Source organism: Rhizobium mesosinicum, from assembly GCF_019511345.1.
GTDB classification, from domain to species: domain Bacteria; phylum Pseudomonadota; class Alphaproteobacteria; order Rhizobiales; family Rhizobiaceae; genus Rhizobium; species Rhizobium mesosinicum.
The window spans coordinates 12,708-38,037 of the sequence record NZ_JAEUAK010000011.1 but is presented as its reverse complement, the minus strand read 5'-3'; the positions used below and the strand labels follow the sequence as shown (position 1 = coordinate 38,037).

At 61.4% G+C, this 25,330-nt stretch carries 26 protein-coding genes and 1 pseudogene; 15 read left to right on the top strand and 12 right to left on the bottom strand.

Features of this window, described 5'->3' with window-relative positions; translation table 11 throughout:
* Positions 1 to 7: 7 nt before the first annotated feature.
* The 3 genes from JNB85_RS24195 to JNB85_RS24185 all read right to left on the bottom strand — a co-directional run bounded on the left by JNB85_RS24195 (position 8) and on the right by JNB85_RS24185 (position 3,548).
* Entirely contained in the window at positions 8 to 1,813 is a 1,806-nt protein-coding gene (locus JNB85_RS24195) for a heavy metal translocating P-type ATPase (RefSeq protein WP_223216601.1), read from the bottom strand.
* Between the two features lie 198 nt (positions 1,814 to 2,011).
* Positions 2,012 to 2,422 carry a hypothetical protein gene (locus JNB85_RS24190; RefSeq protein ID WP_220336830.1) on the bottom strand — a complete coding sequence of 137 codons (411 nt, stop codon included), beginning with the start codon at positions 2,420 to 2,422 and terminating at the stop codon, positions 2,012 to 2,014.
* 553 nt (positions 2,423 to 2,975) lie between these two features.
* Entirely contained in the window at positions 2,976 to 3,548 is a 573-nt protein-coding gene (locus tag JNB85_RS24185; protein WP_220336829.1) for a TetR/AcrR family transcriptional regulator, read from the bottom strand.
* 154 nt (positions 3,549 to 3,702) lie between these two features.
* On the opposite strand from JNB85_RS24185, the gene JNB85_RS24180 reads away from it, so the two are divergent.
* Positions 3,703 to 4,272: a DUF308 domain-containing protein gene (locus tag JNB85_RS24180; protein ID WP_220336828.1), complete on the top strand. Its 570-nt coding sequence runs from the start codon at positions 3,703 to 3,705 to the stop codon at positions 4,270 to 4,272.
* A 315-nt stretch (positions 4,273 to 4,587) separates the two neighbouring features.
* Positions 4,588 to 5,778, top strand: a complete 1,191-nt coding sequence (locus tag JNB85_RS24175; RefSeq protein WP_220336827.1) for a M20 aminoacylase family protein — start codon at positions 4,588 to 4,590, stop codon at positions 5,776 to 5,778.
* A 295-nt stretch (positions 5,779 to 6,073) separates the two neighbouring features.
* Here JNB85_RS24175 and JNB85_RS24170 read toward each other — a convergent pair whose 3' ends face one another.
* Complete coding sequence (locus tag JNB85_RS24170) at positions 6,074 to 8,455, bottom strand: calcium-binding protein (protein WP_220336826.1); 2,382 nt, start codon at positions 8,453 to 8,455, stop codon at positions 6,074 to 6,076.
* 294 nt (positions 8,456 to 8,749) lie between these two features.
* Between JNB85_RS24170 and JNB85_RS24165 the strand changes: the two genes are divergently transcribed.
* The 4 genes from JNB85_RS24165 (at position 8,750) to JNB85_RS24150 (ending at position 12,574) form a co-directional block, all read left to right on the top strand.
* Positions 8,750 to 9,538: a YdcF family protein gene (locus tag JNB85_RS24165; protein ID WP_220336825.1), complete on the top strand. Its 789-nt coding sequence runs from the start codon at positions 8,750 to 8,752 to the stop codon at positions 9,536 to 9,538.
* Positions 9,539 to 9,661: 123 nt separating this feature from the next.
* Positions 9,662 to 10,459, top strand: coding sequence for a glycosyltransferase family 25 protein (locus JNB85_RS24160; protein WP_220336824.1), 798 nt, complete (start codon positions 9,662 to 9,664; stop codon positions 10,457 to 10,459).
* A 245-nt stretch (positions 10,460 to 10,704) separates the two neighbouring features.
* Entirely contained in the window at positions 10,705 to 11,184 is a 480-nt protein-coding gene (locus JNB85_RS24155) for a GNAT family N-acetyltransferase (RefSeq protein ID WP_220336823.1), read from the top strand.
* 202 nt (positions 11,185 to 11,386) lie between these two features.
* A complete protein-coding gene (locus tag JNB85_RS24150) occupies positions 11,387 to 12,574 on the top strand; it encodes an arabinose transporter (protein ID WP_220336822.1) in 1,188 nt (395 codons plus the stop codon).
* Between the two features lie 59 nt (positions 12,575 to 12,633).
* Here JNB85_RS24150 and JNB85_RS24145 read toward each other — a convergent pair whose 3' ends face one another.
* Positions 12,634 to 13,299, bottom strand: a complete 666-nt coding sequence (locus JNB85_RS24145; protein ID WP_338050349.1) for a TetR/AcrR family transcriptional regulator — start codon at positions 13,297 to 13,299, stop codon at positions 12,634 to 12,636.
* 126 nt (positions 13,300 to 13,425) lie between these two features.
* Between JNB85_RS24145 and JNB85_RS24140 the strand changes: the two genes are divergently transcribed.
* The 5 genes from JNB85_RS24140 (at position 13,426) to JNB85_RS24120 (ending at position 16,687) form a co-directional block, all read left to right on the top strand.
* Positions 13,426 to 14,568: an FAD-dependent oxidoreductase gene (locus JNB85_RS24140; protein ID WP_220336820.1), complete on the top strand. Its 1,143-nt coding sequence runs from the start codon at positions 13,426 to 13,428 to the stop codon at positions 14,566 to 14,568.
* Positions 14,569 to 14,685: 117 nt separating this feature from the next.
* Entirely contained in the window at positions 14,686 to 15,240 is a 555-nt protein-coding gene (locus JNB85_RS24135) for an alpha/beta fold hydrolase (RefSeq protein WP_220336819.1), read from the top strand.
* An 86-nt stretch (positions 15,241 to 15,326) separates the two neighbouring features.
* On the top strand, positions 15,327 to 15,536 hold the full coding sequence (locus JNB85_RS24130; RefSeq protein WP_220336818.1) for a hypothetical protein: 210 nt from the start codon (positions 15,327 to 15,329) through the stop codon (positions 15,534 to 15,536).
* The gene (locus tag JNB85_RS24125) at positions 15,533 to 15,850 is read left to right on the top strand and encodes a hypothetical protein (RefSeq protein ID WP_220336817.1); all 318 of its coding nucleotides are present in this window, start codon (positions 15,533 to 15,535) and stop codon (positions 15,848 to 15,850) included. Before JNB85_RS24130 ends, JNB85_RS24125 begins: the two co-directional genes overlap by 4 nt.
* Positions 15,851 to 16,195: 345 nt before the next feature.
* Positions 16,196 to 16,687, top strand: a complete 492-nt coding sequence (locus JNB85_RS24120; RefSeq protein WP_220336816.1) for a hypothetical protein — start codon at positions 16,196 to 16,198, stop codon at positions 16,685 to 16,687.
* 75 nt (positions 16,688 to 16,762) lie between these two features.
* On the opposite strand, the pseudogene JNB85_RS24115 reads toward JNB85_RS24120, so the two are convergent.
* Both JNB85_RS24115 and JNB85_RS24110 read right to left on the bottom strand, forming a co-directional pair.
* A pseudogene (locus tag JNB85_RS24115) lies at positions 16,763 to 16,960 on the bottom strand (SDR family oxidoreductase); the annotation flags it as partial.
* Positions 16,961 to 17,241: 281 nt separating this feature from the next.
* On the bottom strand, positions 17,242 to 17,454 hold the full coding sequence (locus tag JNB85_RS24110) for a cold-shock protein (RefSeq protein ID WP_007818490.1): 213 nt from the start codon (positions 17,452 to 17,454) through the stop codon (positions 17,242 to 17,244).
* 846 nt (positions 17,455 to 18,300) lie between these two features.
* On the opposite strand from JNB85_RS24110, the gene JNB85_RS24105 reads away from it, so the two are divergent.
* Positions 18,301 to 18,900 (top strand): J domain-containing protein, encoded by a 600-nt coding sequence (locus JNB85_RS24105; protein WP_220336998.1) that lies wholly within the window; start codon positions 18,301 to 18,303, stop codon positions 18,898 to 18,900.
* 138 nt (positions 18,901 to 19,038) lie between these two features.
* Here JNB85_RS24105 and JNB85_RS24100 read toward each other — a convergent pair whose 3' ends face one another.
* Positions 19,039 to 19,686 (bottom strand): pyridoxamine 5'-phosphate oxidase family protein, encoded by a 648-nt coding sequence (locus JNB85_RS24100; protein ID WP_220336815.1) that lies wholly within the window; start codon positions 19,684 to 19,686, stop codon positions 19,039 to 19,041.
* A gap of 482 nt (positions 19,687 to 20,168) precedes the next feature.
* Here JNB85_RS24100 and JNB85_RS24095 point away from each other — a divergent pair, with 482 nt between their 5' ends.
* Positions 20,169 to 20,492, top strand: a complete 324-nt coding sequence (locus tag JNB85_RS24095; RefSeq protein WP_220336814.1) for a hypothetical protein — start codon at positions 20,169 to 20,171, stop codon at positions 20,490 to 20,492.
* Positions 20,493 to 20,748: 256 nt separating this feature from the next.
* Here JNB85_RS24095 and JNB85_RS24090 read toward each other — a convergent pair whose 3' ends face one another.
* Positions 20,749 to 20,991, bottom strand: coding sequence for a GIY-YIG nuclease family protein (locus JNB85_RS24090; protein ID WP_220336813.1), 243 nt, complete (start codon positions 20,989 to 20,991; stop codon positions 20,749 to 20,751).
* Between the two features lie 218 nt (positions 20,992 to 21,209).
* On the opposite strand from JNB85_RS24090, the gene JNB85_RS24085 reads away from it, so the two are divergent.
* Positions 21,210 to 21,818, top strand: a complete 609-nt coding sequence (locus JNB85_RS24085; protein ID WP_220336812.1) for a 3'-5' exonuclease family protein — start codon at positions 21,210 to 21,212, stop codon at positions 21,816 to 21,818.
* 8 nt (positions 21,819 to 21,826) lie between these two features.
* Here the strand turns inward: JNB85_RS24085 and JNB85_RS24080 are convergent, their stop codons facing one another.
* The 3 genes from JNB85_RS24080 to JNB85_RS24070 form a co-directional block, all read right to left on the bottom strand.
* On the bottom strand, positions 21,827 to 22,213 hold the full coding sequence (locus tag JNB85_RS24080; protein WP_220336811.1) for a GNAT family N-acetyltransferase: 387 nt from the start codon (positions 22,211 to 22,213) through the stop codon (positions 21,827 to 21,829).
* Positions 22,214 to 22,262: 49 nt separating this feature from the next.
* Positions 22,263 to 23,438: an MFS transporter gene (locus tag JNB85_RS24075; RefSeq protein WP_220336810.1), complete on the bottom strand. Its 1,176-nt coding sequence runs from the start codon at positions 23,436 to 23,438 to the stop codon at positions 22,263 to 22,265.
* A gap of 275 nt (positions 23,439 to 23,713) precedes the next feature.
* The gene (locus JNB85_RS24070) at positions 23,714 to 24,061 is read right to left on the bottom strand and encodes a hypothetical protein (protein ID WP_220336809.1); all 348 of its coding nucleotides are present in this window, start codon (positions 24,059 to 24,061) and stop codon (positions 23,714 to 23,716) included.
* A 324-nt stretch (positions 24,062 to 24,385) separates the two neighbouring features.
* Between JNB85_RS24070 and JNB85_RS24065 the strand changes: the two genes are divergently transcribed.
* On the top strand, positions 24,386 to 25,264 hold the full coding sequence (locus JNB85_RS24065; protein ID WP_220336808.1) for an adenylate/guanylate cyclase domain-containing protein: 879 nt from the start codon (positions 24,386 to 24,388) through the stop codon (positions 25,262 to 25,264).
* The last annotated feature ends 66 nt before the right edge of the window (positions 25,265 to 25,330 follow it).

Sequence of the window (25,330 nt, the reverse complement as noted above, 5' to 3'; positions counted from 1 at the left end):
TCATTATCTAGCGCAGCGCCCGCAGCGCGTTCAGGATCACGGCCACATCGATCACTTCCTGCAGCATGGCGCCCGTCACCGGCGGTAGAAAGCCGGCGCCGGCGAAGAGCATGGCGACGAGCGAGAGGCCGATGCCCGCAAAAATGCTCTGGACGGCAATGGCGCGGGAGCGTCTTGCTATTTCGATGGCCCAGGCGATCCTGTTCAGATCGTTGCGGATCAGGACGATATCGGCCGCTTCGGCGGCGGCCGCCAGATTGGTGGCGCCGACGGCAATGCCGACATCGGCGGCTGCGAGTGCCGGAGCATCGTTAACGCCATCGCCGACCATCATGACCCTTCCGGCCGCCCGTTCCCTGGTGATGACTTCGACCTTCTCGACGGGAGACAATCGCGCCTCGACTGCATCCAGCGACAGGGAACCGGCAATGGCAGCGGTAACGCTGCGCTCGTCGCCGCTCGCTAGTACGATCCGGCCGAAACCCAGTTTGCGCAGCTTGCCGACAAGCTCGACTGCATCTGTGCGCAGCCGATCCTCAAAGCCGATTTCGCCGGCAAGCCGGCCATCGAAGAAGACCTTTGCCTGCATCCTGCCTTTCTTCTCCGGCGGGAGGGAGGGCTTTCCATCCGGCGTGAAGTAATTGTCGCCGCCGACGCTCACTTTGATCCCGTCGACAAATCCGGAGATGCCGGCGCCCGGAAGCTCCGATACATCCGTAGGGCGCGACAGCGTCAGCTGGCGCCTCTGGGCCTCCCTGACGATCGCACGGCCGACGACATGCGATGATGCCTGGTCCAGCGATGCGGCAAGGCGCAGGATCCTCTCCGGTCCTTCCAGCCCCTCGATCGAGACGACTTCAGGGTCGCCTGCCGTCAGCGTGCCGGTCTTGTCGAAGACCGCGACGGAGGTGTCCGCCAGGATCTCCAGCGGCCCTGCGCCCTTCACCAGCACGCCCGCCTTGGCCGCCTTCGAGGTTCCGGCCGCCAGCGCCACGGGAACGGCGAGGATCAGCGGGCAGGGGGTCGCCACGACGAGGACCGCGACGATGCGCGCCGTGTCACCGGACAGGATGGCGGCGGCGAGCGCGATTGCCAGCGTCAGGAGAAGAAAGGCAATCGCGTAGCGATCCGCCAGCCGCGCAAAACGCGCCTTGGAACGCCGGGATGCCTCGACCAGTTTGACGATGCCGGAATAGGTGCTGTCCTCGGCGCGGCTTTCCACTCTGATTTCGATGGCATCCCCAGCGTTCGTCGCGCCACTCTCGATCCGTGCGCTTTTCGACAGGTGAACCGGAAAGGCCTCGCCGGTCAGGACGGACTCGTCGATCGAAGCATTATCCGAAATGAGCGTGCCGTCAGCCGGGATCACATCGCCCCTGCGGATCATCAGGATATCGCCGACCGCAATATCTGGAATGGGGACTTCTTCCATCCCGTCTTCGAGGAGGCGCAGCGCGGTTCGCGGCACCTGTGCCAGGAGGGCTGTCATGCCTTCGTCGGCACGCCGATGCGCATAGGCTTCCAGAAACTGGCCGCCGGCATACATGAGGGCCACGATCGCTCCGGCCAGATATTCGCCGAACCAGAGGGTCGAGCCCATGGCAAGCGCCGCGATCAGGTCGAGACCGAAATCACCGTTTCTGAGCTTGGCAACGATGTCGATCAGCAGGAAGGCGAGGGCAATACTGGTGCTTACGGCAAGGGCGAGCCGGCTTGCCGTTTCGAAATCCAGCAGGAAAAGGATGAAAGCACCCGCCAGACCGAGCACCGCTGCGACCGCCATGATCGTCGACCGCAAGCCGACGTCAGGCATCCATGCGCGCGGTTCGCTGGAGATGCCAGTTCGGGGCTGAGCCTCAGGCTCGTCCAGAACGCTCATGGCCGCACGTCTCCCATTTTCCGGTCGGGTGCGCAAGCCCGATGCTCGAACGTGTCCGGCGCTCGCTGTGCGTGCGGGAATTTGGCACAATCACAGGATTTCTCCTAGACCTCCTTCAAGCCGCGCGGAGATCTATGCCAGACGCTCGACGAGGGCGAACAATTCGTCGGCGTTCGGACAGAAGGCTTCCATCCGCTCCGGCGCATTGCCGTCGGCGAGCGCCTGGCGACAAGCCCTTTTCGCATTGCATTGCGCACAGGTCGCTTGAAGGTCGTTCATAAGGTGCGGGAAGTCAGCCTCCACCTTCAGACTTTCGATGCCGAGAGCGGCCATCAGGCTTCCGATTTCGACCGATGCCTTCGGTCCGGCTGCGACGAGTCTTTCCAGCTGGGTTGCTGTCAAACGGAGCTCGTCGGCGACACGCTGGCGTTCTTCCGGCGGTAACGCCCATAATTCGCTACGAAGACGGCGCCTTTCTGACAGCGTATGAAACTGGCTGATGATACTGGCGGAGCATTGGCGCAGCGAAGAAGAGCTTGTCATGTCGGGTCCTCCAAACATGGCTATGCTCGCATCATCTCCCCCGTCGTCATTGCTCCAGGTCAAATTCCCCTCGATATGCCGACCGCCGCCGACCTGGCATGGTCCGCCTGCCATCGCCGCAGTTCGCTCCAACGCGTTCCGCTCCCAATGCTGCGCAATCTCCCCGGACCAACTCGATCGCAGTGGCGCGGTTCGACGTAGCGCCCGGCGCCGTTGCAGATCGATGTTTCCTTGCGGAGGGCATTACCGGCGATCTGACACTCGAACTCAGCCGCCTGAAGGGCTGAATTCCTGGTTCGGCAGGCCCTTTCCCTCAATCCGCGCCTGTCGGCCGCCTACATCCGGATGCCGGAGACCTATGCGGACGAATCCGTCACCGAAACGCTGGTCACGCGCAATTGCGATGCCGGCCTGCCGTTGATGCCGCGCAAGCCCGCAGCGCGGAAGAGATCACTCTTGTTAAGATGATGATCGCCAGAGCGCAGATGCCGTCGGGCTTTACCGATCCGGTTCATCGGGATGACGTGGCGGCCTTTTCTATGCCTTGCGTGCTCTATGCCTTAAGTCTAGCGAGCTGCGGGCCGACGATCGCGGCAAAGAGGCTGGGGTTGCCCAGGGCACGGGCCGACAGCATGGCGCCGTGGACCGACGCCATCAGGATCTGCGCTTCTTCCTCAGGCGCTCTCGCGAGCCGGAAGAGCTTCTGCTCCACGCCCGCCTTCAGCACCGATGTCAGCCATGCCGCCAGGTTCTCGAAATGCCGGCGCACATGGGTTGCGACCGGCTCCGGCAGCATCTGTATTTCGGCGGCTAGCATGGCGCAGACGCAGAAGGGCTCCGAGGCATCGAGGATGCATTTCTGCCAATAGTTCAAATAGGCCTGCAGTTGCTCGACAGGGCCGGGGACGTGCTCGCGCAGCGAGTTCAGGCCGGATTCGGCGCGCTGCGTATAGCGGTCGACGAGGACCTGCACCAGCTCGGCCTTGGTTGGGAAATGGTGGTGGATGCTCGCCTTGCGGATGCCGACTGCCTCGGAAATATCGGCATAGCTGAAGCCGTTATAGCCTCCCGCCACGACGAGGGATTGCGCTATATCCAGGATCTTTTCCGAGGTCGCCTGTTCCATACAGCTTGCCTATCTGCTGGTAGGGAGGCTGTCAAGCTGGCTCTCCGGCCGTGCTCACGCGCTTGTGTTCCTGACGGCAGAGGGCGGCGGCATCCGACGATTGACTCTCCAAATTGAACTACCTACTAGTAGGATAGCCAACAAGGAGCCTGACATGCAGAACCAATCTTCCCCGCAATCGAACTGGTTGCGATCCTACTACTTCATTCGTGCACTGTTCTCGATCGGCTGGATCATCGCCGCCATTCTCTCTGGCGGACAGTCGGCGCTCGCCTCGGTGCTGCTCGTCATCTATCCGGCCTGGGATGCGGTGGCGAACCTCGTCGACGCCCGCTCGAATGGCGGCCTGAAGGCGAACCCCGCCCAAACCTTCAACGTTGCCGTCAGTACGGTCACCACGGTTGCCGTCATCATCGCCGTCCTCAACAGCACCTATGCCGTGCTCGCTGTCTTCGGCGTCTGGGCGATCTTCTCCGGCCTGTTGCAGCTTGCGGCAGCCGTGCGCCGCTGGCGCGTCTACGGCGCGCAATGGGTCATGATCCTCAGCGGCGCGCAATCGACGCTCGCCGGCGGCTTCATGATCAGCCGGGCCTATGGGACCGTGGCACCGAGCATTCTCGACATCGCCCCCTATGCCGGGTTCGGCGCCTTCTATTTCCTGCTGTCGGCCGTGTGGATGACGGTTGCCGCCTATCGAAAGGGCAGCCACGAAGTCCTGCCTTGAGCACGATATTGAACCCAATCCTATCAGAGGCCAAGCGCAGCACGGCGCGCGGCCTCGAAAGCTTAGGCACAATTACTTCGTTCGCTTCGGCATATGCCAGCGCGGTAGGATGACTGCTGTTGGTGAGGCGTCCATATGACCCAACCACTGCGCTCAAGCCGGATAGTTAACGTGAGGTCTAGGGGTCGGTAAATCGCGCGGGAAGTTACGATCCATTCCCCGGTGGCAACTTGCTGCCGCAGCGGCTAATCTCACGCCACCCCACCTTCGGCCGCCGCTTCCCACGCCCGGCCGCACCATCACGAGGATACCATCATGAGCACTATCGAAGCCGTCGCCGAGGAGGCCAAGGGCTGGCGCCGTCATATCCACCAGAATCCGGAACTGCTCTTCGATCTTCCTGAGACGGCAGCCTTCGTCACGGGTAAGCTTGCCGAATTCGGCTGCGAGAGCGTTACGACCGGGCTTGCCAAGACCGGCGTCGTTGCCGTCATCGAGGGCAGGAAGGGGCCGGGCAAGACGATTGCGCTTCGCTGCGACATGGATGCTCTGCCGATGTCGGAGCAGACCAATCTTCCCTATGCTTCCAAAAATGCCAACCGCATGCATGCCTGCGGTCATGACGGGCACACAGCCATGCTGCTTGCCACCGCAAAATGCCTTGCCGAAGACCGGGATTTCGCCGGCAAGGTCGTGCTGATCTTTCAACCGGCCGAGGAAGGCGGTGGCGGTGCGCGTGTCATGATCGAGGAGGGGCTGCTCGAGACATTTGGTATCGACGAGGTCTACGGCATGCATAACGAGCCTGGGCTGGAGATCGGTTCCTTTGCCACGCGCGCAGGCCCCTTCATGGCGGGTGCCGACCGGTTCGTCATCACCATCAACGGCAAGGGCGGGCATGCAGCCTCGCCGAACATGACGCGCGATCCGGTTCTCGTCAGTGCCCACATGGTCACCGCCCTGCAATCGATCGCCTCGCGCTTCACCGATCCCTTCGATCCGGTCGTCGTCTCCGTCACCTTTTCGGAAGCGGGCAACGACAAGGCGCTGAACGTCATTCCCGCCTCGGTGCGCCTCGGCGGCACCATCCGCACAATGCAGCCGGACACGCGGAAGGCCGTCGAGCAGCGGTTCCGTGAGATCGTGCATGGTACGGCGAAGCTGTTTGAAACCGAGGCCGAGATCGACTGGCGACCGGGTTATCCGGTCACGGTCAACGATGCCGGCAGGACGTCGGCGATCGTCGCGGCAGCGGCACGGGTTGCCGGTGAGGGCCGGGTGGATGCGGCATACGCGCCATCGATGGGAGCGGAGGATTTCTCCTATATGCTGGAGAGACGGCCCGGCGCGATGATCCTTATCGGCAATGGGGACAGTGCGGGTCTGCACCATCCGGCTTATGATTTCAACGACAGGGCGATCGCGCATGGGGTGCGCTATTGGCTGTCGCTGGTCGGGCAGGAGCTGGGGGACGGTAGGAGATTGTGGTGCCGGTTCTGTCCTTAAGAAGACCCCGCCCCAAACACCTCCCCACGAGGGGCCCACAAGAGGGAGGGGCTTAACCTGCGGCACCGGCTTTCCAAATCCTCGCGCTTCAGGAGGAGCGAGGCGTTGCCCCAGTCCCTTCCCTTGTGGGGAGGCGTTGGGGAGGGGGCTTGCTAGGGCACGAACGCATGCGTCGCAAGGCGTAACCCTCACAACCACTTCGGCACCTCAACCCGCTGAAATGGCCTGCATCCGCATTCACCGAAATAGACTGGCGATGTGTCGGCGGCAGGAGGCCCCTCAGGCGAACAGGAAGTCACGCAAACAGGAAGTCGCCGGACTGCAGGACATAAGCTCCGTTAAGCATGGCAATTCCAACAGCGCCGTCTCCGCCGGTGCCGTCCTCGTCCCAATAGAGCGTGCGGTCGGACGTGTTGAAGTAGAATTGGGCGTCTGCGCCGATGGCGGTTTTGCCGACATGGAAATCCAGGGTGGATGCGGTCATGCCCTGGAAAGCGCTGGACCGGAACGACAGGAAATCGTCCGCGCCGAAATCGGCGATGGAAACGAAGTTCGAAGGGCCGGGTGCAGCGAGAACGAACGTATCGGCACCGCCGCCGCCGGTCAGACCGTCACTGCCGCCGCCGCTGACGAGCGTATTGGCAGCCGCATTGCCCACGATCTGGTTGTTGCCGCCATCGCCGATCCCGATCACGGCGCCCGCCTGAAGGATCAGCGCTTCAGCGCCCGTTCCGGCGAGCGAATAGGCTTGCGCGGTGGAATAGATGGTATCGATCAGATCCCAGAGGCCGTCGCCGGTATCGTGGACCACGTCGCCGGCGCTGTCGACCTTGTATTTGTCGTTTCCGTCGCCGCCATCCATGAAGTCCTCGCCGGTGCCGCCCGCGAGCATGTCGTCGCCGGAGCCGCCGTACAGCCTGTCATTGCCGGCGCCGCCATCGAGATAGTCGTTGCCGTCGAGGCCGTGGAGCGTATCGTTTCCTAGAGCGCCGGCCAGCGTGTTGTTGCCGCTATTGCCGGTCATGACGTTATCGAGCGCATTGCCGGTCGCATAGAGGTTGCCCTCGGCGACCATCGCGAGGTTCTCGACATTGGCCGAAAGCGTATAGCTCACTTCGGTCAGGACGGTGTCGGTACCTTCTCCGGCCAGTTCCACGACCCTGTCGGCCGTGGTGTCGACGCTATAGGTGTCGTTGCCGAGGCCGCCGATCATCCGGTCGTTGCCAGAGCTTCCGGAAAGATGGTCATTGCCTGCATAGCCGTAGAGCGTATCGTCGCCGGCGCTTGCATAGATGGCGTCGTCGCCGGCCGTGCCGAAGAGGCTCATGCCGGGATAGGTGCCGTAGATGCTGTGGTTCGGAAGCTCCACCGCATGGGCGTCGGCATCGTAGCGCACCTGATAGATGCCGGAGTCATAGGCGTAGGGACCGTTGTAGTCGCTGTCGGATGCCCAGGTGACGATCCAGCCGCCGTCATCGAGTGCCGCCACCTGGGGTATGTCATGATAGGTGTGGGTCAGCGTGTTGAGGAGTGTTTCATCGCCGTTTTTCGTCCCGTCGGCATTAAACGCCTGCTGATAGACATGGTAGTAGGTGTCGGTGAATCCCATCACCGTCCAGGTCACCACCCAGCCGCCGTCGGCCAGCGCCGTCACCTTCTGGTTCGACGCATATGCACCGTCGGTATCGACCTGCGTCTCGCCGCCTTTCGGCGTCCCGTTCGCGTTGTAGGCCTGCTGCATCATATGGGCATCGCCCGCGAGCCAGATCACCACCCAGCCGCCGTCAGCCAACGCTGCGGAGGCATGATAGGCCTGGTTGCCGTCCGTCGTGCTATTGACCCGCGTTTCCGTGCCGAGCGGCGTTCCGTCGGCATTATAAGCCTGCTGATAGATCCCGCCACTCGATCCGTCCTGGCCGGCCGATTCCCAGACGACGACCCAGCCGCCGTCGCGTGCCATTACCGTTGGGCTGCCCTGATAGGAATTGGTGTAGGTATTAACGAGGGTTTCCCCGCCGTGCGGCGTGCCGTCGGCATTGTAGATCTGTTGGAAGACGCCGGTTTCGGAACCGTCCTGTCCGGGCGATGACCAGGTTGCAACCCAGCCGCCGCCGTCGAGTGGCGCCATCGAGCCCAGCCACTGGTTTCCATCGGTATGGGTGTTGACCCGGGTCTCTCCCGCGATCCTGGAGCCGTCGGCAGCGAAGGCCTGCTGGTAGATCCCGTATCCGGAACCGTCCTGGCCGACCGACAGCCAACTGACGACCCAGCCCCCGTCAGAAAGCCCCATGACCGACCGCGAGCCCTGTCCGCCGCCTTCATAGGTGTTGACCTGGGTCTCGCCGCCGCGCGGCGTGCCATCAGCGTTGAATGCCTGCTGGTAGACACCGGGCGTGGAGATCCCCTGGTCTCCCCAGGTAATCACCCAGCCCCCGTCGGCAAGGACCGCCACGGCCGGCATATCCTGGTTGCCCTCTACGATGGTGTTGACGCGGGTTTCGGGTCCGACGGGGGCGCCCGTCGCGTCGTAGACCTGCTGGTAGATTCCGGAACCGCTGCCGTCTTGCAGCATCGAGGCCCATGTGATCACCCATCCGCCACCCGGCAGCTGGGTGGTCGCAGCACTGTACTGAAAATTGACCGTGAACGTGTTGACCTGAGATTCCAAAAACGACATTTACCTTCCTCCTCAGATAGATAGATCGTGATTGTGAAATGACCTCGTTGCTGTAGATCCGATGTGTGTTCTGCTACTATACCGTTCTTTTTTGAATATTACTCGACAATACCGATAATCTTCAAAAGAGAACGGTAGGGAAGATCAGGCGGGCGAAGTCAGGATTTTGCGAGAGCATTGGTCGCCACACGGCGCATCCTTTCCCCGATCACTCCTGTCGCGTCCAACTTCCGCTTGCCCCGAATCCGCAATTAGGTTTTCGTGGCCGCGTTTCCGCAGGAACCCGGCACGCCCATGTTTGTTTTCGCCAAGCTTTTCTGGATCGCTTCCCAGCCGGTGACGATCTGCTTCCTCCTGATGGCGTTCAGCCTGCTTCTCATGGTCTTTTCCTTCCGGCGGCTCGCCGTCGCGGCCGGGCTTCTGTCGCTGGTGCTCATCTTCGTGAGCTTTTACACCACATCAGGTGCGCTGATCGTGCAGGAGCTGGAGGATCGTTTTCCGCGGCCGGCTGCCGCACCTGCAGATGCCACCTGTATTGTCCTGCTCGGCGGCGGTATTGCAACAAAGGTTGATGGCGTGCGCGGCGGCTACAACCTGGATGACGCCGCCGATCGCTATATAGAAACGGTGCGGCTGGCCGGCGTCTATCCCAATGCCAGGATTATCATGTCCGGCGGCGATGGCAGTCTCCTTGGCGGCAACGTCAAGGAAGCGGATGTCATCCGCAGGATGTTCGACGATTTCCATATCGACCCCGCCCGTGTCGAATATGACGCGGAGTCGCGCGATACCTATGAGAACGCCATCAATACAAAGGCGATCCTGCAGCGGCTGAACCTTAACCACTGCCTGCTCGTGACATCGGGTTTCCACATGCCGCGGGCGGTGGCAATCTTCCGCAATCTCGGCATGGACGTCACGCCTTGGGTCGCCGATTATCGCACGACAGGAAGACAGGGCCTGACGCTGTCGGCCGGCCATCCGATCGACAATGCCGACCTGTTGACGACGGGCCTGCGGGAATGGATCGGCATCGTCGCCTATTATTTCGCTGGGCGCGTCTCGACCCTTTATCCGCAGTGAGCCGGCGGCGTTTAAGGAATTTCTGAAAAACTGTGGCGCCCGCAACGGCCCGCTTTTGGTCAAGTCGGAACATAGCTATATGTCTCCGCTGAGATGGCAAACGTTCGGCGCCAGGGAGTTTACTTGAGAATATTGATCATCAGCCGCAAGGCGGAGGAGGTTCGGCGGAGCTTCCAGATCCGGCAGATGGCCGCACATGGCCTGTCCTTCGAATTTCTCGACGCATTCGAAGCTGCCGATCTCACCGCAGAGGAATGCCAGACGGCTGCCAGCAACTGGCCGAGCCCGACGCGCCGGCAGGACATCGGCTGCTTCCTGTCCCACCGCAAGGCATGGCAGGCCGTTGTAGAGCATGGCGCCAAGATGCTCATCCTCGAAGACGATGCGGTGCTTTCGGACGATATCGCCGCGGTTCTCGCCAATATCGAAGCCCGCAACGATGCCTGGAACAGCGTCTACGACCTCGAATTCGCGCCGCGGCGCCATATCCTCAACCGCAAGCGCGCCTGGCAGGACGCGGCCGGCCGTTTTGGCGCGACCCGCGTCTATCAGAACCGCGTTGGGTTGGCGGGCTATGTCATCGGCCCCGAGGCGGCAAAACGCATGCTGACCGAGACCACCACCTATTCGCTGATCGATGCGCATTTCTGGCACCGCTCCTGGCTTGCCGCCTACCAGATCGAGCCGGCACCCGTCATCCAACAGCGGTTTTTGGAGGGTGAGGCCGAGAGTGCCGATTTCGTGCGCCCGGAAAAGGATTTGGTCTTCCTGCCGCTCAGCAAGGTGCGCAAGCTCGCGCGCCGCCTTGAGCTCGAAAGCATCAAGGCGAGGAATCTCGTTATCGGACTGTTCGTGGGGCAGAAGCGGGATGTTCTCGTCGATCGCTCCAGGTTCAATGCGGGTGTGGTGAAATCCGCTTAGGTGGGGCTGTTGCGTCGTTGGTGCAGGTGATGTGAGGCGGTAAGGGCGCGTCCTTCTCTTCCCTCAATCCTGGGATACGCACAGGAATGAGGAGAAGAGGCTGCGCGTCTTCGTCTGGGATGACGCGACACCGCTCATGGCCTGATACGGCGGCGTTTCAGATCTGAATACGGCGCTTGTTGACAAGCTGCGGCAGCCGTACTCACCTGCGCTCGTCCGATGTTGAGGAGGTGAGTGCTGGCGTGATGTCTGAAGTTTCCGTCAATCTCGAACCTGCGCTGCAGCACGAAGTCTCAGGGCTTCTGTCGCAGTCGGATTCTGTCGCCGCAGCGCTCTATCCGGGTGAGTACCGTCGGCCGATCACCGCGGCGTCGCTGGCAAGACCGGGCACGCATGTCCTCATCGCGCGTCTCGCCGACAGGGCGGTCGGACTTTGCGTGCTGTTTGAGCGAGGTGACGGCACTACGGAGCTCAAGCGCATGATCGTGGATGCCGGCGTGCGAGGTGCCGGTATCGGTATGGCGCTGCTTCGGCGAGCGGAAGCCCAGGCCCTGACGCTCGGATCACAGACCATGCTGCTCGAGGTTGGAACACGCAACATCGAAGCACAACAGCTGTATCGCCGCGGCGGGTACAAGCCATGCGAGCCTTTTGCACCTTATACGGCGACACCCATAAGCCTCTTCATGAGACGCCCGCTGATGGAGGCCGTATCGGGACGATAGTGCGGTATCGCCGTGGAGAGGGACGAAGGGGTGGCGTGACGGCACAGCCATCGTTGACACCCGCCCGCATATCCCGTATTTCCCAACCCATGCCAGTCCTCTGGCCGTAAGCGTTTGACGTCAAGCAACGCACTTATCGATCCTCGCCGGTCGGAGTGCGTTTTTTTGTGCCCGTCGACGAGGGAACAGCCAGGAGGTTTTCATGGCTTTCCGTCTTACTGGTGATTGCGAGCAGGCAAGGCTTTACCTGCTGGTTGGGATCCTCTTCATATCCTATCTCTGCGTTGCGATCGCGCTTCCGGTCGTGCCCGTGTTCGTGACCCGCTCGCTCGGCCTCGGCAATGGCTGGGCAGGCCTTGGTGTCGGCATTGCCTTTCTCGCTACCATCCTTACCCGCGGCTATGCCGGCGGCCTGGCGGACAGCAGGGGCGCCAGGCTCGCCGTGCAATGCGGCCTCGCCTTTTATGTCGCGGGCGCGTTGATCTCGCTTGCCGCCGGGCTTTCGCTGCGGGCGCCGGCTGCGGCTTTCGCCATCCTCGTCGTCGGCCGGCTTTTGATCGGGCTCGGCGAAAGTCTTGTCGCGGTCGGCGTCATTGCTTGGGGCATCGGGCTCGTCGGGCCGGCCCGTTCCGGCCGGGTGCTGGCGCTCATCGGGGCGGCGATCTACGGCGCGCTCGGGCTTGGCGGACCTGTCGGACTGCTGCTGCTCGATCATCTCGGCTTTGCCGGTACGATGGCCGTCAGCGCCGTGCTGCCCTTGCTAGGGCTTGCCGCGATCGGCAGCGTGCCCGCCGTTGCCGCCCATCCTGGCCGGGAGCGTCCGCCGCTTGCCGCCGTTATCGGCCGCATCTGGGTACACGGGCTGATCGTCTGCCTGCAGGGCATGGGATTTGCCGCGATCGGCTCCTTCTTCACCCTCTATTTCCGCGGTCTCGGCTGGGATCATGCCGGTTTGGGACTAACCGCCTTCGGCTGCGGCTTCGTGCTGGTGCGCCTCGTCTTCGGCCATCTGCCGGATCGCTACGGCGGGCTCGCGGTCGCTGTCGTCTCGCTCGCGGTCGAAGCGATCGGCCAGTTGCTGATCTGGAGCGCTGCCGATCCCACCGTCGCACTAATCGGCGCCTTCATGACCGGCCTCGGCTGCTCGATGATCTTTCCGGCCATGGGGCGTGAAGTCGTGCATCTCGTGGCACCGCATCTGCGCGGTACGGCGCTTGGGGGCTTCTCGGCCTTTCAGGATCTCGCTTACGGGCTGACCGGACCGCTGGCGGGCGTGCTGGCGGATCGGGCGGGGTATGGGAGCGTGTTTCTCGTCGGCGGAGTGACAGCGGTTTGCGGGTTTTTGATCGCTGTGGTTTTGAGGCGAGGGAAGATGGTCACCGTAGGGTGACTTAGCCTTTCCGTTGATGGAGGCGAGGACGTTTCGTTGCCTCCATCATCTCTTGCCTGTCACGGCTCTTCTGTTCTCGTCGTTCTGTCCGACGCCATCGGGCTGCCGGCGATCCTTCGAGCAATACCATCAAGAAAGAGGTCGATACCTGTCAGGAAGTCGGCGCGGTCGTCATGATCGGGCATTTTCGGGGCGATGCTCTGCACGAAGGGAAAATCTTTTGGATCGAGGGCCGATAATCTCAGCGCGATCTCGCCGAGGAATGCTTCGCGCTCGAGATGCTGCATTCGCGCCATCTCGGCGTGGGCGGCGTTCTGGCCACCCACGCCAAGCACATAGTTCAGCAGCGCGGCCACAACGGTCCATTCGTCTTCATGAGGCACGCCCATAGCCCGAACCTCCCGGCCGAGATGTTCGAGGATCCGGATCGTCGGCATCGACCCAGGTGCCTGCGCCAAGGCCGAGCCGAGCCATGGGCGGTCGTCCAGCGCGTCGAACAGGTCGAGGGCGAGGGCTCGAATTTTATCTGCCGGAGATCCGCCGGCCGAACACGCGGCGATCACGTTGATTACGATCGCATCGGAGGCGGCCACGAGGAGGTCGCTCTTGTTTTCGACATGCCAGTAGATCGCGCCGGCGCCAGTCTTAAGTCTCTTCGCAAGCGCCTGAAAGGTCAGCCCCTTTTCTCCACCCTCGTCGAGGATGGCGATGGACGCATCGACCACGCGCTCTCTCGTGAGTGAATCCTGTCTTCGCTTTCCATCGGGTTTTCTCATGCCTCATCTTGACATGGATGGAACGGCATTCCAAGTATGGAATGACATTCCATTTAAATAATTCCGGAGAACGACATGCATGTTCCTGTTATCATCATCGGCGCCGGCCTCGGAGGCCTTGTCCTTGCGCGGGTCCTTCACGTCAACGGCATCCGCGCTACGGTCTACGAAGGCGATGCCTCTCCCGAAGCGAGATCGCAGGGCGGCATGCTCGACATCCATGATTTCAACGGACAGCTCGGCCTGAAGGATGCAGGCCTCTACGAACAGTTCCTTGACCTCATCCATCCCGGCGGACAGCAGTCCCGCTTCTTCGACCGGGACGGGACGCTCCTCATGGACAATCCCGATGACGGGAAGGGCGGGCGTCCCGAAGTGCAGCGAGGCCAACTGAGGCGCATCCTCCTGGAGTCTCTTCCTGGGGATGCGGTGCGCTGGGGCTGCAAGCTCTCGTCGGCGCGATCCTTTGGGAATGGGAGGCACGAACTCGTATTCGCCAACGGGCTGAGAGTGACGACCGATCTGCTGATCGGCGCTGACGGCGCCTGGTCGAAAGTGCGGCCGCTCCTCTCTGATGCGACACCCACCTATACCGGCCTGGTCTTCTTCGAGACATGGCTCAACGATGCCGATGTCCGTCACCCCGACAGCGCGCAGGCTGTTGGCGGCGGCTCCATGTTCGCGCTCGCGCCCGGCAAGGGGATCACGGCGCATCGTGAACCGAACGGGGTGCTGCACGCCTATATCGCCCTGCAAAGGCCGAAGGCGTGGGTCGACAACATCGATGTCTCCGACCGGGCATCTGCCATAAGCCGCATTGCCACGGAATTCGAGGGCTGGGCTCCATCGTTGACGGCGCTGATCACGGGATGCGACGTGGGGCCGGTGCCACGTATCATCTACACGTTGCCGGAAACGCATCGCTGGAGCCGGGTGCCTGGCGTTACCCTTCTCGGCGATGCCGCGCATCTGATGGTGCCTTCAGGAGAGGGCGCCAATCTCGCGATTTATGACGGCGCCGAACTCGGCAAGTCGATCGCGGCATCGTCTGGCGATATCGAAGCGGCGCTGCTTGCATATGAAGGAGAGCTTTTTGCTCGTAGCACGACAGCGGCAGTGGAGGCTTCCAAGCTCAGCACACTTTTATTCGGCGAAACGGCTCCCTACGGGCTGATCGAGGTTTTCGAGCAGAAGCTTCTCGGAATCCAGCATTCCTGAGATCGACGTCCGCAGGTTGCCTGCGTGAAAGAGAAACGGCATCGCGATGGAGACGTCAGTCTTGTCCTGCCGTTGCATCGACCCATCTCCCTGATGGCGACATCGGGGGACACTTCCATGCCAATACAGATCCTCTTCATCCAGGGCGCCGGCGAAACCACCCATGACAAATGGGACAACAAGCTCGTCGACAGTCTGGCGCGTGAACTCGGCGAGGCCTATGCCATCAACTATCCCCGCATGCCCGATGAAGCGGACCCGCACTATCAGGCCTGGAAAGCTGTCGTCATCGCCGAGTTCCAGACCCTCGAAGACGGCGCCATCCTGATCGGCCATTCCTTCGGCGGCACCGTGCTTGTGCATACGCTTGCCGAGGACTGGCCGGCATTCGATCCAGGCGCCGTCATCCTCATCGCGCCGCCCTTCATGGGTGCCGGCGGATGGGAGAGCGAAGAGATCGCCGGGCGCGACGACTTTTCCGAAAGCCTGCCGGAGGGGCTGCCGGTGCTTATCTATCACGGCAGCGAGGACGATACGGTGCCCTTTGCCCATATCGAGGCTTACGCCCGGGCGATCCCGGATGCGGTCCTCTGCTCTCTGCCGGGGCGCGATCACCAGCTCGACAATGATCTCGCCGACGTCGCCAAGGATATACGTTCGCTGGCCGTATAGGCCCGACCCGGCCCATTCCATCGCTCAACCATTGGCATCGCATCCTCCTGCATCGCTGAAATGAAAGCCGAAGCAGGAGCTGCAGCATGATATCGAGATATTTTGAAGCAAGGGGCGGGGCGTCTTTCCCCACGCCTGCATCGAGCCAGGCGGTCCGCTGCCTCGGTGCCATCGGCGGGCTCCCGCCGCTTGCCGGCCTCCTCCTCGCCGCCGGCTTCGTGATCTCGCTGGCGGGCCGCTATGAGGCCCAGCTCATCCGCGCGGAACGCGTCCAGCAGGAGGTCGTCGGCCGATGAATGCCTTCAGCCTGCGGTTCGATTTCGATGAGCTCGTCATCCCCATCCTCGGACGGAACGATAACGGCCTGCTGCTCTACGGCTCGGCCGAGCTCTCGGGCGATCATGAGGGGTTCAGCGTCGAGACGATCCATCTTGCCGAGGGCACCATGCTGCGCCCGTCCGGCAACGCCGAATCCGGCTGGCCGGCGCCCTTTGCCGACGAACTGTTCCGCCGCATCGCCGCCGTCATCGGGAACGACAAGACGGTCCTCGGCCGCCACGCGGCAATGGAATGGGCCGAGCTCGTAGAGCGTCACAGCGAGCCGGTCTGAGCGCCCGTGTGCCGGTGCGGAACAAACCTATCTTTGTTTGCCACGTCTCTGAAAAGTCTCTTCTGATATGGATCGTGATCGAAGATAGGAATAATTTCCTTGATTGTTGCAGGCATTGGCAGCTACAACCCTATGACGGCAGCGATATCCAACAGGAGAGTTTTGCATGCATGCCTGCCCGCTCGAAAGGAGCGACATCACCACCATCAAAGCACTCGCTGGCGGGGCGAAATTCGGACGGATCGCAGCGCTATCGGCTGTGTCCGCGGGCTCCTATCACCGTGCAGTGACATGCTTCCCGCCGGCTGAAACGGCGGCCTTTTCTGTGTGCAGCAGGTGGCGTTCTTGACGGATATTCCCGATGACCTGATGGTGCTGGTGCGGGCCGCGCAGCTTTCGGGCGGCTTCTGCCAGGAGAGGGCGATCGCTTCGGCGATCGGCCGGGAACGGGCGCGGTGCAGGCAGGCGGTGGAAGCATGGCAGACGAGGCTGACGGCTGGCGAGGATCTTGAACTGCTGCTTGCGGAGATCGCGGCGAGTGGCGGCGCGATGGAGCAAACACCCGATGATGGTGACGACGCGAAGCTGATCGCGCTCCGGCGCAAGCTGCATGACGCCGCAAGGGTGGCGGACTGCAAAATACTGGCGATGCCTGATTATGCCGATACCGCGCAGGAGGCCGCTGCCATCGAGGCGATCCTGCAGCCGGGAGAAGATCTCGCCGATAGCATCCTATGTCTACGGCCGGTGACACTTGAAGGATGCGAAGCTGTCCGAAGCGCCTTACTCTGGAAGCGCGGGGAATATATCGGCAGCTATCTCGGCGAGAACGAATGAGTGCAGGGCGCGCTCCTCCAGCTTTTCGTCCTCGCGCTAACGGGGTCGAGCTACGGTTCCGCCCGTCCTCAGACCTTAAATCGCCGGCAGCATCCCGCCATCGACCCTCAGATTCACCCCCGTAATGTACCCCGCCCGCGGGCTGACGAGAAAGGAGACGGCGTCGGCGATCTCGTCCAGCGTCCCGACGCGGCCAAGCGGCACCTCGGCGAAAAGCGGCAGCACCGCCCGTTCGATCGTCTCCCATGCGGCATCCGCGGCGCGGGAGTTTTCGCGGGGTATGTGAGGAGGATTGACGGTGAGATGAAAACCCCTCCCCAACCCCTCCCCACAAGGGGGAGGGACTAACTCGTGGCGCCGCCTTACGCCTCTCGAAACGCCGGAGATTTGGGAAGCGGGTGCAGCACGTTAAGCCCCTCCCACCTGTGGGGAGGGGTTGGGGAGGGGTCTTTTTCGAGGTACGGACGGATCTGAACCTCACACCCCCGCAAAACAAAAACGGCGCCCCTTGGGGAGCGCCGTCGCCTGCTTAACGCAGAAAGATCTGAATCAGATCAGAAGGCCTGGATGTTGACAGCCTTCGGGCCTTTGCCCATGCGATCCGGCTCGGTGTCGAAAGAAACCTGCTGGCCTTCGCGCAGCGACTGGATGCCAGAAGCCTGGAGAGCGGAGATGTGGACGAAAACGTCCTTGGCGCCGCCTTCCGGCGTGATGAAACCAAAACCCTTGTCCTGGTTGAAGAATTTTACGGTGCCCTTGGTGGCCATGGGGATAGTCCTTTTCCCATTGGTAGTTAGTTTATCCGCACCCCCGGCGGTGGGGAGGCGGACGGCTTTAGCTTTCGCGCTTTCGGCCCTGGAAGCCGGACGCGAAGGGTCAGTCGAGACGTCACGTACGGGGAAAGAACATCTACGCGCATGGGTGTCACCCATGCCGCCTTATCGGAATTGGCGCTCCGACGAGGCATTACCACTTCAGTCCAGTCACCGGCATGCGAAATGCCCGAGTGTTGCAGTTCGTGCCAGCATTTCGGGCAAAAAGCAAGCGGCAATATTGTGACATGGCTTTTTGCGATGCGGGAAACGATGTCTATTCAAATGGTTGGCGGGGCGTTAGCATAGAGTGATGAACGTGTATCGAAGCGGGACGAGGTGACGACTGCAACTTTTGGGCGACAAGTCGCCACTTGCGGACGATGGTGCGTGCGGGTCTCAATCCTGCCTCGCCAAGTCGCAAGTGAGGAAGGCTGGCGTCCAGAGCCCCCTCATCTGCCTGCCGGCATCTTCTCCCCGATGGGGAGAAGACATTTGCGGCAGGCGCGACACTCCCTCTGCCCTCGGGGAGAGGGCAGGGTGAGGGGGCTCCGGGTGGTTCAGACCCGGCCGTTCCTAACAGCCAACGCCACCTGCATTCTCTCCCAGTCATAACACCGGAAAAACCCGTCGCCTTAACCCTTCACCTGTGGGAAAATCCGCGCGTTCCACAATTTCGTCCCGAGCGGCCGCAATTATGGCAGGGTGTTTCGGGGCTTGATGCGGCGTCCGCCTGCGGTTAGGTCTCGGAGGGACGAAGCAGTGAATGAAGGAAGTGCCGGCGTGATCGATCCCTATGCCATGCTTGGACTGGAGCGTGACGCCAATGCCGAGGCGATCAGGCTTGCCTGGCGCAAGGCCGCCAAGGGCGCGCATCCGGATGCCGGCGGCGATAGCGATCACTTCAACCGGCTGCAGATCGCCTACGAACTCCTGCAGGATCCGGTGCGCCGGCGCGTCTATGACGATACGGGCTACGATCCGCAGCTCGCCGACCCCAGGGATCTCGAAGGCGTGCTGATGCTGGAATCGCTCGTCAACGAGGTCATCCTCGACGAGCGCGAACCCGGCAGCTTCGACCCTGTCGCCGCCATGCGCCGCAAACTCTCCGACGATATCGTCAAAAGCCGCTTCCACATCCTGGAACTCGAACGCCACCGCGCCCGCGTGCGCAAACACATAGACCGCCTCGGCCGCCGCCCGGAAACCGACGTGCTCGGCTCCATGCTGCGCGCCCGGGGCGAAGCCATCGCCGAGGCCATCCGCAAGACGGAAAAGCAGATCGAGACGATTGAGCATACCTATACGATGCTCGAAGGATATTCGTATGAGGTGGAAGTCCTGGGGCCGGTGGAAGAGGTGGACGTGGTGGAGCCGCAGCGCGGGGAGGCAGCGGAGTAGGGGGTGGCCCTCATTTCCCGTGTCCTCGTGCAAGCATAGGATGACGTTGTGCTCGCCGTGCGCACGACATTTTTGCTGTCTGTTTTGAGGCAACCACCGGGTAGCCTCTCCGCCGCATCGCATTGACCCGGCAGCCCGTCAGTACAGCGTCCTCTTGTAAGCATCCTCGAGATCGGCATCCATTCTGCGCTGCTCATCCTTGTCGTCAGGAGCGCCTGATGTCTCGTCCAGAATGATCTTTACAAGTGACGGCATCTCGGTGCGATCCTGGCGATGCTTCGGGCTCCACAAGTGAGAGCGCCGAAACGCCTTGGCGCAATGCATGAAGACCTCGTCCACGGTGACCACGATCGCCAGTTTGGGAAGGCGATCGTTGACGCTCATGCTCGCCAGAAGGTCCGGATCCCTCACCAGAACGGCGCGTCCGTTCACGCGCAGAGTGTCGTCGAAACCCGGAATCATGAACAGCAGTCCGACACTCGGATTGGCGAGAATATTGACCAATGTATCGAGACGGTTGTTGCCGGGCCGGTCGGGGATCGCCAGCGTGCGCTCGTCAAGGATTTTGACGAAGCCGACAGGGTCGCCGCGGGGGCTGACATCTGCCCTGCCGTTCGGATTCTGTGTGCCGATGCACAGAAATGGCGAGCGCCGGATGAACTCCTGTGCGTGTATGCCGAGAGTGCTGCGACACTTCTGGATGGCCAGAGCATGGGTCGCGTCGAACAGGCTTCGAAGAGAATGCTCATCCGCTATGGCAAATTCCGGATTGAACTCGAATGCCATCCCTTAGTTCCTTTCGAAGTTCCGTTGTGGTCGGCCCTCAGGCGATCGGCCTGGATGTCGGCCCTTTTGAGCCAGCGAGCATCCGCCGTCGCGGACCGCAATAGTATGAGGTACGTACATCAAAATTGATATCGCAAATTGGGATCGCAATCAAGTTGGACAGACCTGCCGGGGATTGATCTTGGGGGGCAGTTGCTCGCGGCATGGCCGAGGCGTGAGCTTGCACTCAAGAAGAAAGCCCGGCGGGGTTTTCCGGGCTTGAAGTCTTTCGATGGGCGCGGCGGCTCGTTTCCGCCATGCCTCTTTATAGGGCCGTTTTCCTCTGGAGTGATCTTGTCGGCAGAGAATGATTGAAGCTTGAGATGGTGCTCGCGCAGAGATTGAAAAGGGGGCCCCGGGCGCAAAGGGTAAAATCCAGGGAACAATGTCTGCGGTCGGCGGTTCCCTAGGGGTCAGTAATTGATCCTGTCAGGAGAATGACAATGCGGATGAAAATCGTCGCAGCATCGCTGCTTGCCCTCGGCATGGCCACATCAGCCTTCGCCCAGTCCAACCCGGCCCCGACCGGTGCCACGATGGACAAGAACACCACCGATTCCGGCGGCGGCGCCGGCACCACCGTCAAGAAGCCGATGGCGACGGACAAGATGAAGACCGGCAGCACGAAGACGGGTACGAAGACCGACAAGGTCCGCTGCCCAGACCACGCCAGCAGCAGCGGCACCGGCTCCGGCAAGCTGCAGACCCAGGGCGGCACCAGCAACGCCACCCCGATGGACGAAGCCTGCGCGTCACATAATAATTGATCTCCCGAAGCCGGATATGGCGCGGGTCGAGAAATGCCCGGTCGTCCTGGGATGGCCGGGCGTTTTCTTGTGGAGGCTGCGGCGCAGCGGGCTCGGCGGATGGGTGGAGGCGGGGGACCGCCGTCCAGCCTCCCTCATTCCTGTGCTTGTCACAGGAATCCAGCAGCCGCGTGTCCACGCGGAGGAAGACTCTTACCTTCCGACAACCTTACAACCCCATCAAATGCCAGGAAATATCCTCCCATTCCGGATTATTCTATTCGATGAGATTGAGTTTCCACTGTCGCGGCCATTTCTTGATCGTTTTCTCGCGGGTGACCGCCGCCGTCAGCAGGTCATGCTCCTCAAACCAGACGAGTGTTTTTACGCCGTATCGCGAAGTGAAGCCCGGCGTCAGCTCGTTCTGATGTTCGAAGAGGCGGCCGGCAATATCCCGCGTCACGCCGGTATAGAGCGTACCGTTTCTTTTCGATGCAAGGATATAGACATAACCCTTCATGATTGAAGTTTGATCTGTGTCGCTGCTGTTTCAAGAGTCTTTTCGGCTTGCAGACGCAAGCCGGCTGGATTCCTGTGACAAGCACAGGAATGAGGGAGGAGAGGGAGTTCCGACCTCAGTCCCACGTTACTGGTTCGACAGACCACGCACCCCCATGGCAACCAGCAAATATCCCGCTATGCTCGCCAACACCAAACACTTCTGGGAGCACACTGCGCGTGCCGCATATCTACATCGTCACCGATTGCGAATTCGATGGCCCGATACCGGGCGCCCATTCGATGCTGTCTTTCGCCTCCGTCGCCGTTTCCGAGGCCGGGCAGATGCTTGGCGAGTTCGAGGCCGTGCTGCAGCCGCTGGAGGGCGCGGGGCGCGACCCGGTGACGACTGCCTTCTGGCAGGCCCATCCGCAAGCCTTTGCAGCCGCGACCGAGGACCCTGACGCTGCGGCCGAGGTCATGGCCCGCTTCGTCGCCTGGGTGAAAGCCTTCAAGGCCGAGCCGATCTTCGCCGCCCATCCCGTGGCGCTCGACGGTCCCTGGCTCGATCATTACCTGAAGCGTTTTACCGGCCGGCCGCTGTTCGAAGGGCCGTGGATCGGCGACCGGCTGTTTCGCCATCCGCCGCTCTGCATCCTGTCGCTGGTGGCGGGTGCGACGGGGCGCAGCCCCTGGGAATGCGATATCGCCCATTATCCACGCGAATGGCTCGGCAATATCGAACATACGCACCGTGCCATCGACGATGCCCGCGGCTATGCCAATCTCCTGCATTTCTTCCTGACCCGGCGCGAACCCGGCGGTGGCTATCGGCCGCTTCTGTCGTAGACACAGCTCTAGGTCAGCCGGATCAGCCCGGCCTCTGTGGGCCTGAAACCACAGGCGCGGTAAAAGCCGGTCAGATGCGGCTCGAAATCGACATGCAGCCATTCTGCCCCGCGCTCCCGCGCGATCCGCGTCGCCTCCATCACCAGCTGTGTAGCAATGCCCTGCTGGCGCAGATCCGGGTGAACCGTGGTATCGAGGAGGAAGGCATGGACGCCGCCATCCCAGGCGACATTGACGAAGCCGACCAGCCGGCCCTCGTGGTAGGCGCCGAGATGGACGAGGCTGCGCGGCAGAATGCGGGCGAAATCCGGTGCCTCGGCGCCATCCCAGGCGGCGGCCCATAGCGCGGCGAATTCGTCGGGCGAGGGGAAGGGATCGATGCGGATGTCTGGCATGGATGATTTCCGGGGCTGATTCCTAAAAGGCTACAGCAGATATGGTGGTCTAGCCACGCGCCTGCACGGGTTCCGGTTCACCGGCGATCGAAGCGGCGGGTGCCGCTAGCGCCCGGCTGACCAGAAGGGCTGCAAGGATGACCGGCACGACCGCCCAATAGGAGAAGCGAATGCCGAAATGTTCGGCGATGAAGCCGAGCAGCGGCGGCCCGGCGAAGAAGACGAGGAACGTCGTCTGTCCGAGCGCTGCGACATTGACGGAGGCCGCGCGGTCCGTGCGCCGGGCGGCCGCAGAGATCGCCAGCGGATAGACCGAAGAGCAGCCTATCCCTGTCAGCCCGAAACCGATGAGCGCGATCAGGGGATGCATGGCGGTTGCGACCAGGACGAGGCCGACCGCGGCGATCGCCAGCAGCGTCAGCGCCACCGGGCGCGGATTGAATCTGTCGACGATCGGGTCCATGCCCAGCCGGCCGATCGCGATGCAGAGCGAGAAGAGCGTGACGCTGAGCCCGCCGACGAAAGGGGCGGCCGCAAAGACGTCGCGCATATAGATCGCCGACCAGTCCACACTCGCCCCTTCCGCCAGAAGCGGCGCGGCGCCGATCAGGCAAAGAGGCAGCAGCCCGGCCGTGGGAAAGGCGACGAGCGGCGTCTTTTCCGTCTCCGTACCCTTGCGCGGCGGCGCGCTCCTGATGCCGGAAAAGACGATCGAGCCTGAAATCAGGACGGTCAGGAGGACGAGCACGCTGTGGAGCTCGATGGAGACGCCGGCCTGGCGCAGGCCCGCGGCAATGAAAGCAGTGACGAAGAAGCCGAGGCTCCACATGCCGTGCGCCCGGCTCATGATCCGGTAGCCGAGCAGCGCCTCGTGACGATCGGTTTCGATATTTGCATTGACCTCAAAGGCGCCTGTGAACAGCCCGGCAATGAAGAACAACGGCAGCGCCGTCAGCGCTGAGGACACGAAGGGAATGAGCGCGAACAAGAACGACGCGCCGAACACGGTGATGAAGGCCATCCTGCGCGCCCCGAGCCTCTCGATGAAACGCACCGAAAATGTCAGCCCGAACAGCACGCCTGTCGACATCACAGCCAGCAGCAAGCCAAGCTCGCTTTCGCTGACGCCGAACTTGCGCTGCAGATCGGGCAGGCGCGAAACCAGCGCGCCGAGCGAGACGGCGACGGCAAACTGGATGAAGAAGATGCGGTGATGGGGCTTCATTTCGGGGCGTTCCTCCGGTGCGGTCTGGATGGACGCCCGGCGCTTCCCTCGGCATGGCCGGACATTTTTGCCGCGCGCTTTGTTCGCATGGTTGCGGCGCCGGTATTGTGCGGGAGGCGTGCTGACAGTTCCTGTCAGCAGCGATGATCTTGCCGCAGCGCTTCAGGAGGAAAAGCTGCGGCAAGCTGCGGAGATCGGGTCAGGTTCGTCCGAGTGCCGGTTGCCGGTTTGGGCCGGTCATCGGCTCGCTGGCCAGACCTTCCGCTTCCCTTGGGTCAGTAGCATACTTCGCCCCTGACCGTACGCCCGTCAGGCGCCGCCATCCATTGCCACTGGCAGCGGTCGTAGTCGTCATTGCTCCCGAACAGAACGGCGTCGCGATCTCTGAACCGTCCATCGAAGCGGTCGCGGCCGAAGTTGTCGCGACCAAAAAAGCCCCCGCCGCGATTTTCGGCGAAGTGGCCCATTCCCATTCCTCCCATGTGTTCGCCTCCTCCGCCATGGCTCTCGCCCCCGTGACCTCCTCCGCCATGCGCCAGCGCGGGCGTTACTGTTGCAATGGAGCCAATTGTGAGGGTCAGGGAGACAAGACCGGTTGCTGCGATCTTACGAAGCATAGACATGGTACTTTTCCTATAAGACGGCCCTGTGTAGCCGCCATCAGGATATGTTCATCGAATCTGGTGAATACCTGCCACAATTCAGGGATTTTGCTCACTTCTTGTCACGAGTTTTCACTGCGGTCGGGAGGGGGCGTGATTGGCGGGGATGAGCGGTGGAGGGGCTGTCGTAGCTGGCCCTGCTCTTCATTTGTCCACGTAGCGGACGGGTGTTGGAAACCCTGATAATGAAGCGGACAATAGTCGAAACATCCGAAATTTGGTCATGGGTAGCGTTGACCTTCTATCGCCACTGTGAGTAGAAATAGTAAGGAAGCGGGGGATGGCATGGGATCAAAATTGCTAGATGGCATAATCAAAGATCGTCACAATTCGGCAAATCTAAAAATTGTTTTTGTCGATGTTGTATCTTATTCACGCCGACGTTCCCTTACGCAGGCGCAAGTTGTAGAAAACTTTATGACAGTTCTTGAAGAAGCAAGGGCTGACGTTGCCAGACTATATTTGACCTACGCCGAAGCTAATGGAGTAAATTTCAAGGAAGATATTATCTTCATCCCCTCTGGGGACGGAGCTGCAATTTGCTTTCCGTTTGAGGGATTGCATGACGTTCATTTGAATTTCGCCAAAAGCTTGCTATCTGCGACTGAAGCCAGAAATCAGGCAACGCCCTGCGCCAAGTTCGAGCAGCAGGGCTGGTGTAATTGTCACGCCAACTTTAAACTTGCTGTCGGAATTTCTGACGGTAAGGCGATCATATATCGTGATGTGAACAAAAATTACAACGTTGCGGGAAACGCTATGAATCTCGCGGCAAGAGTGATGGCGGAGGCAGACGGAGGGCAAATACTTTTCACAGAAGAGGCTTATACGAATATAATTGATCTGGTGGGAGATTCCCATTTAGATGAGAAATTTGTTCTTCATCCCGACGTACGGATCAAGAATGGGAAAATAAATATTTATCAGTATATCGATAGTAGTTTGGATTACTTAAATGGAAATCCGCCAGCCGACATCGCGATGTCGACGCGTGCAAGAAATGCCATGAGCGCGATATCAGGCATGTTCCCGTTACCAGTAATGCCCGAGGATGGGCCTGGGCCGGCGGAATTAGAAAAGATGGTGCAGGCAATTGAGGTGGTCGGCAAAGCTCTTAATGATCTCAATTTGCCGAAAATTATCGATCAGAAATCAAGGGGTTAAATCTCCCTTTTGAGAAATATTAAAACTGGCCGGTATTATGCGCTCAGATCTTCCGTATCGGCGCCT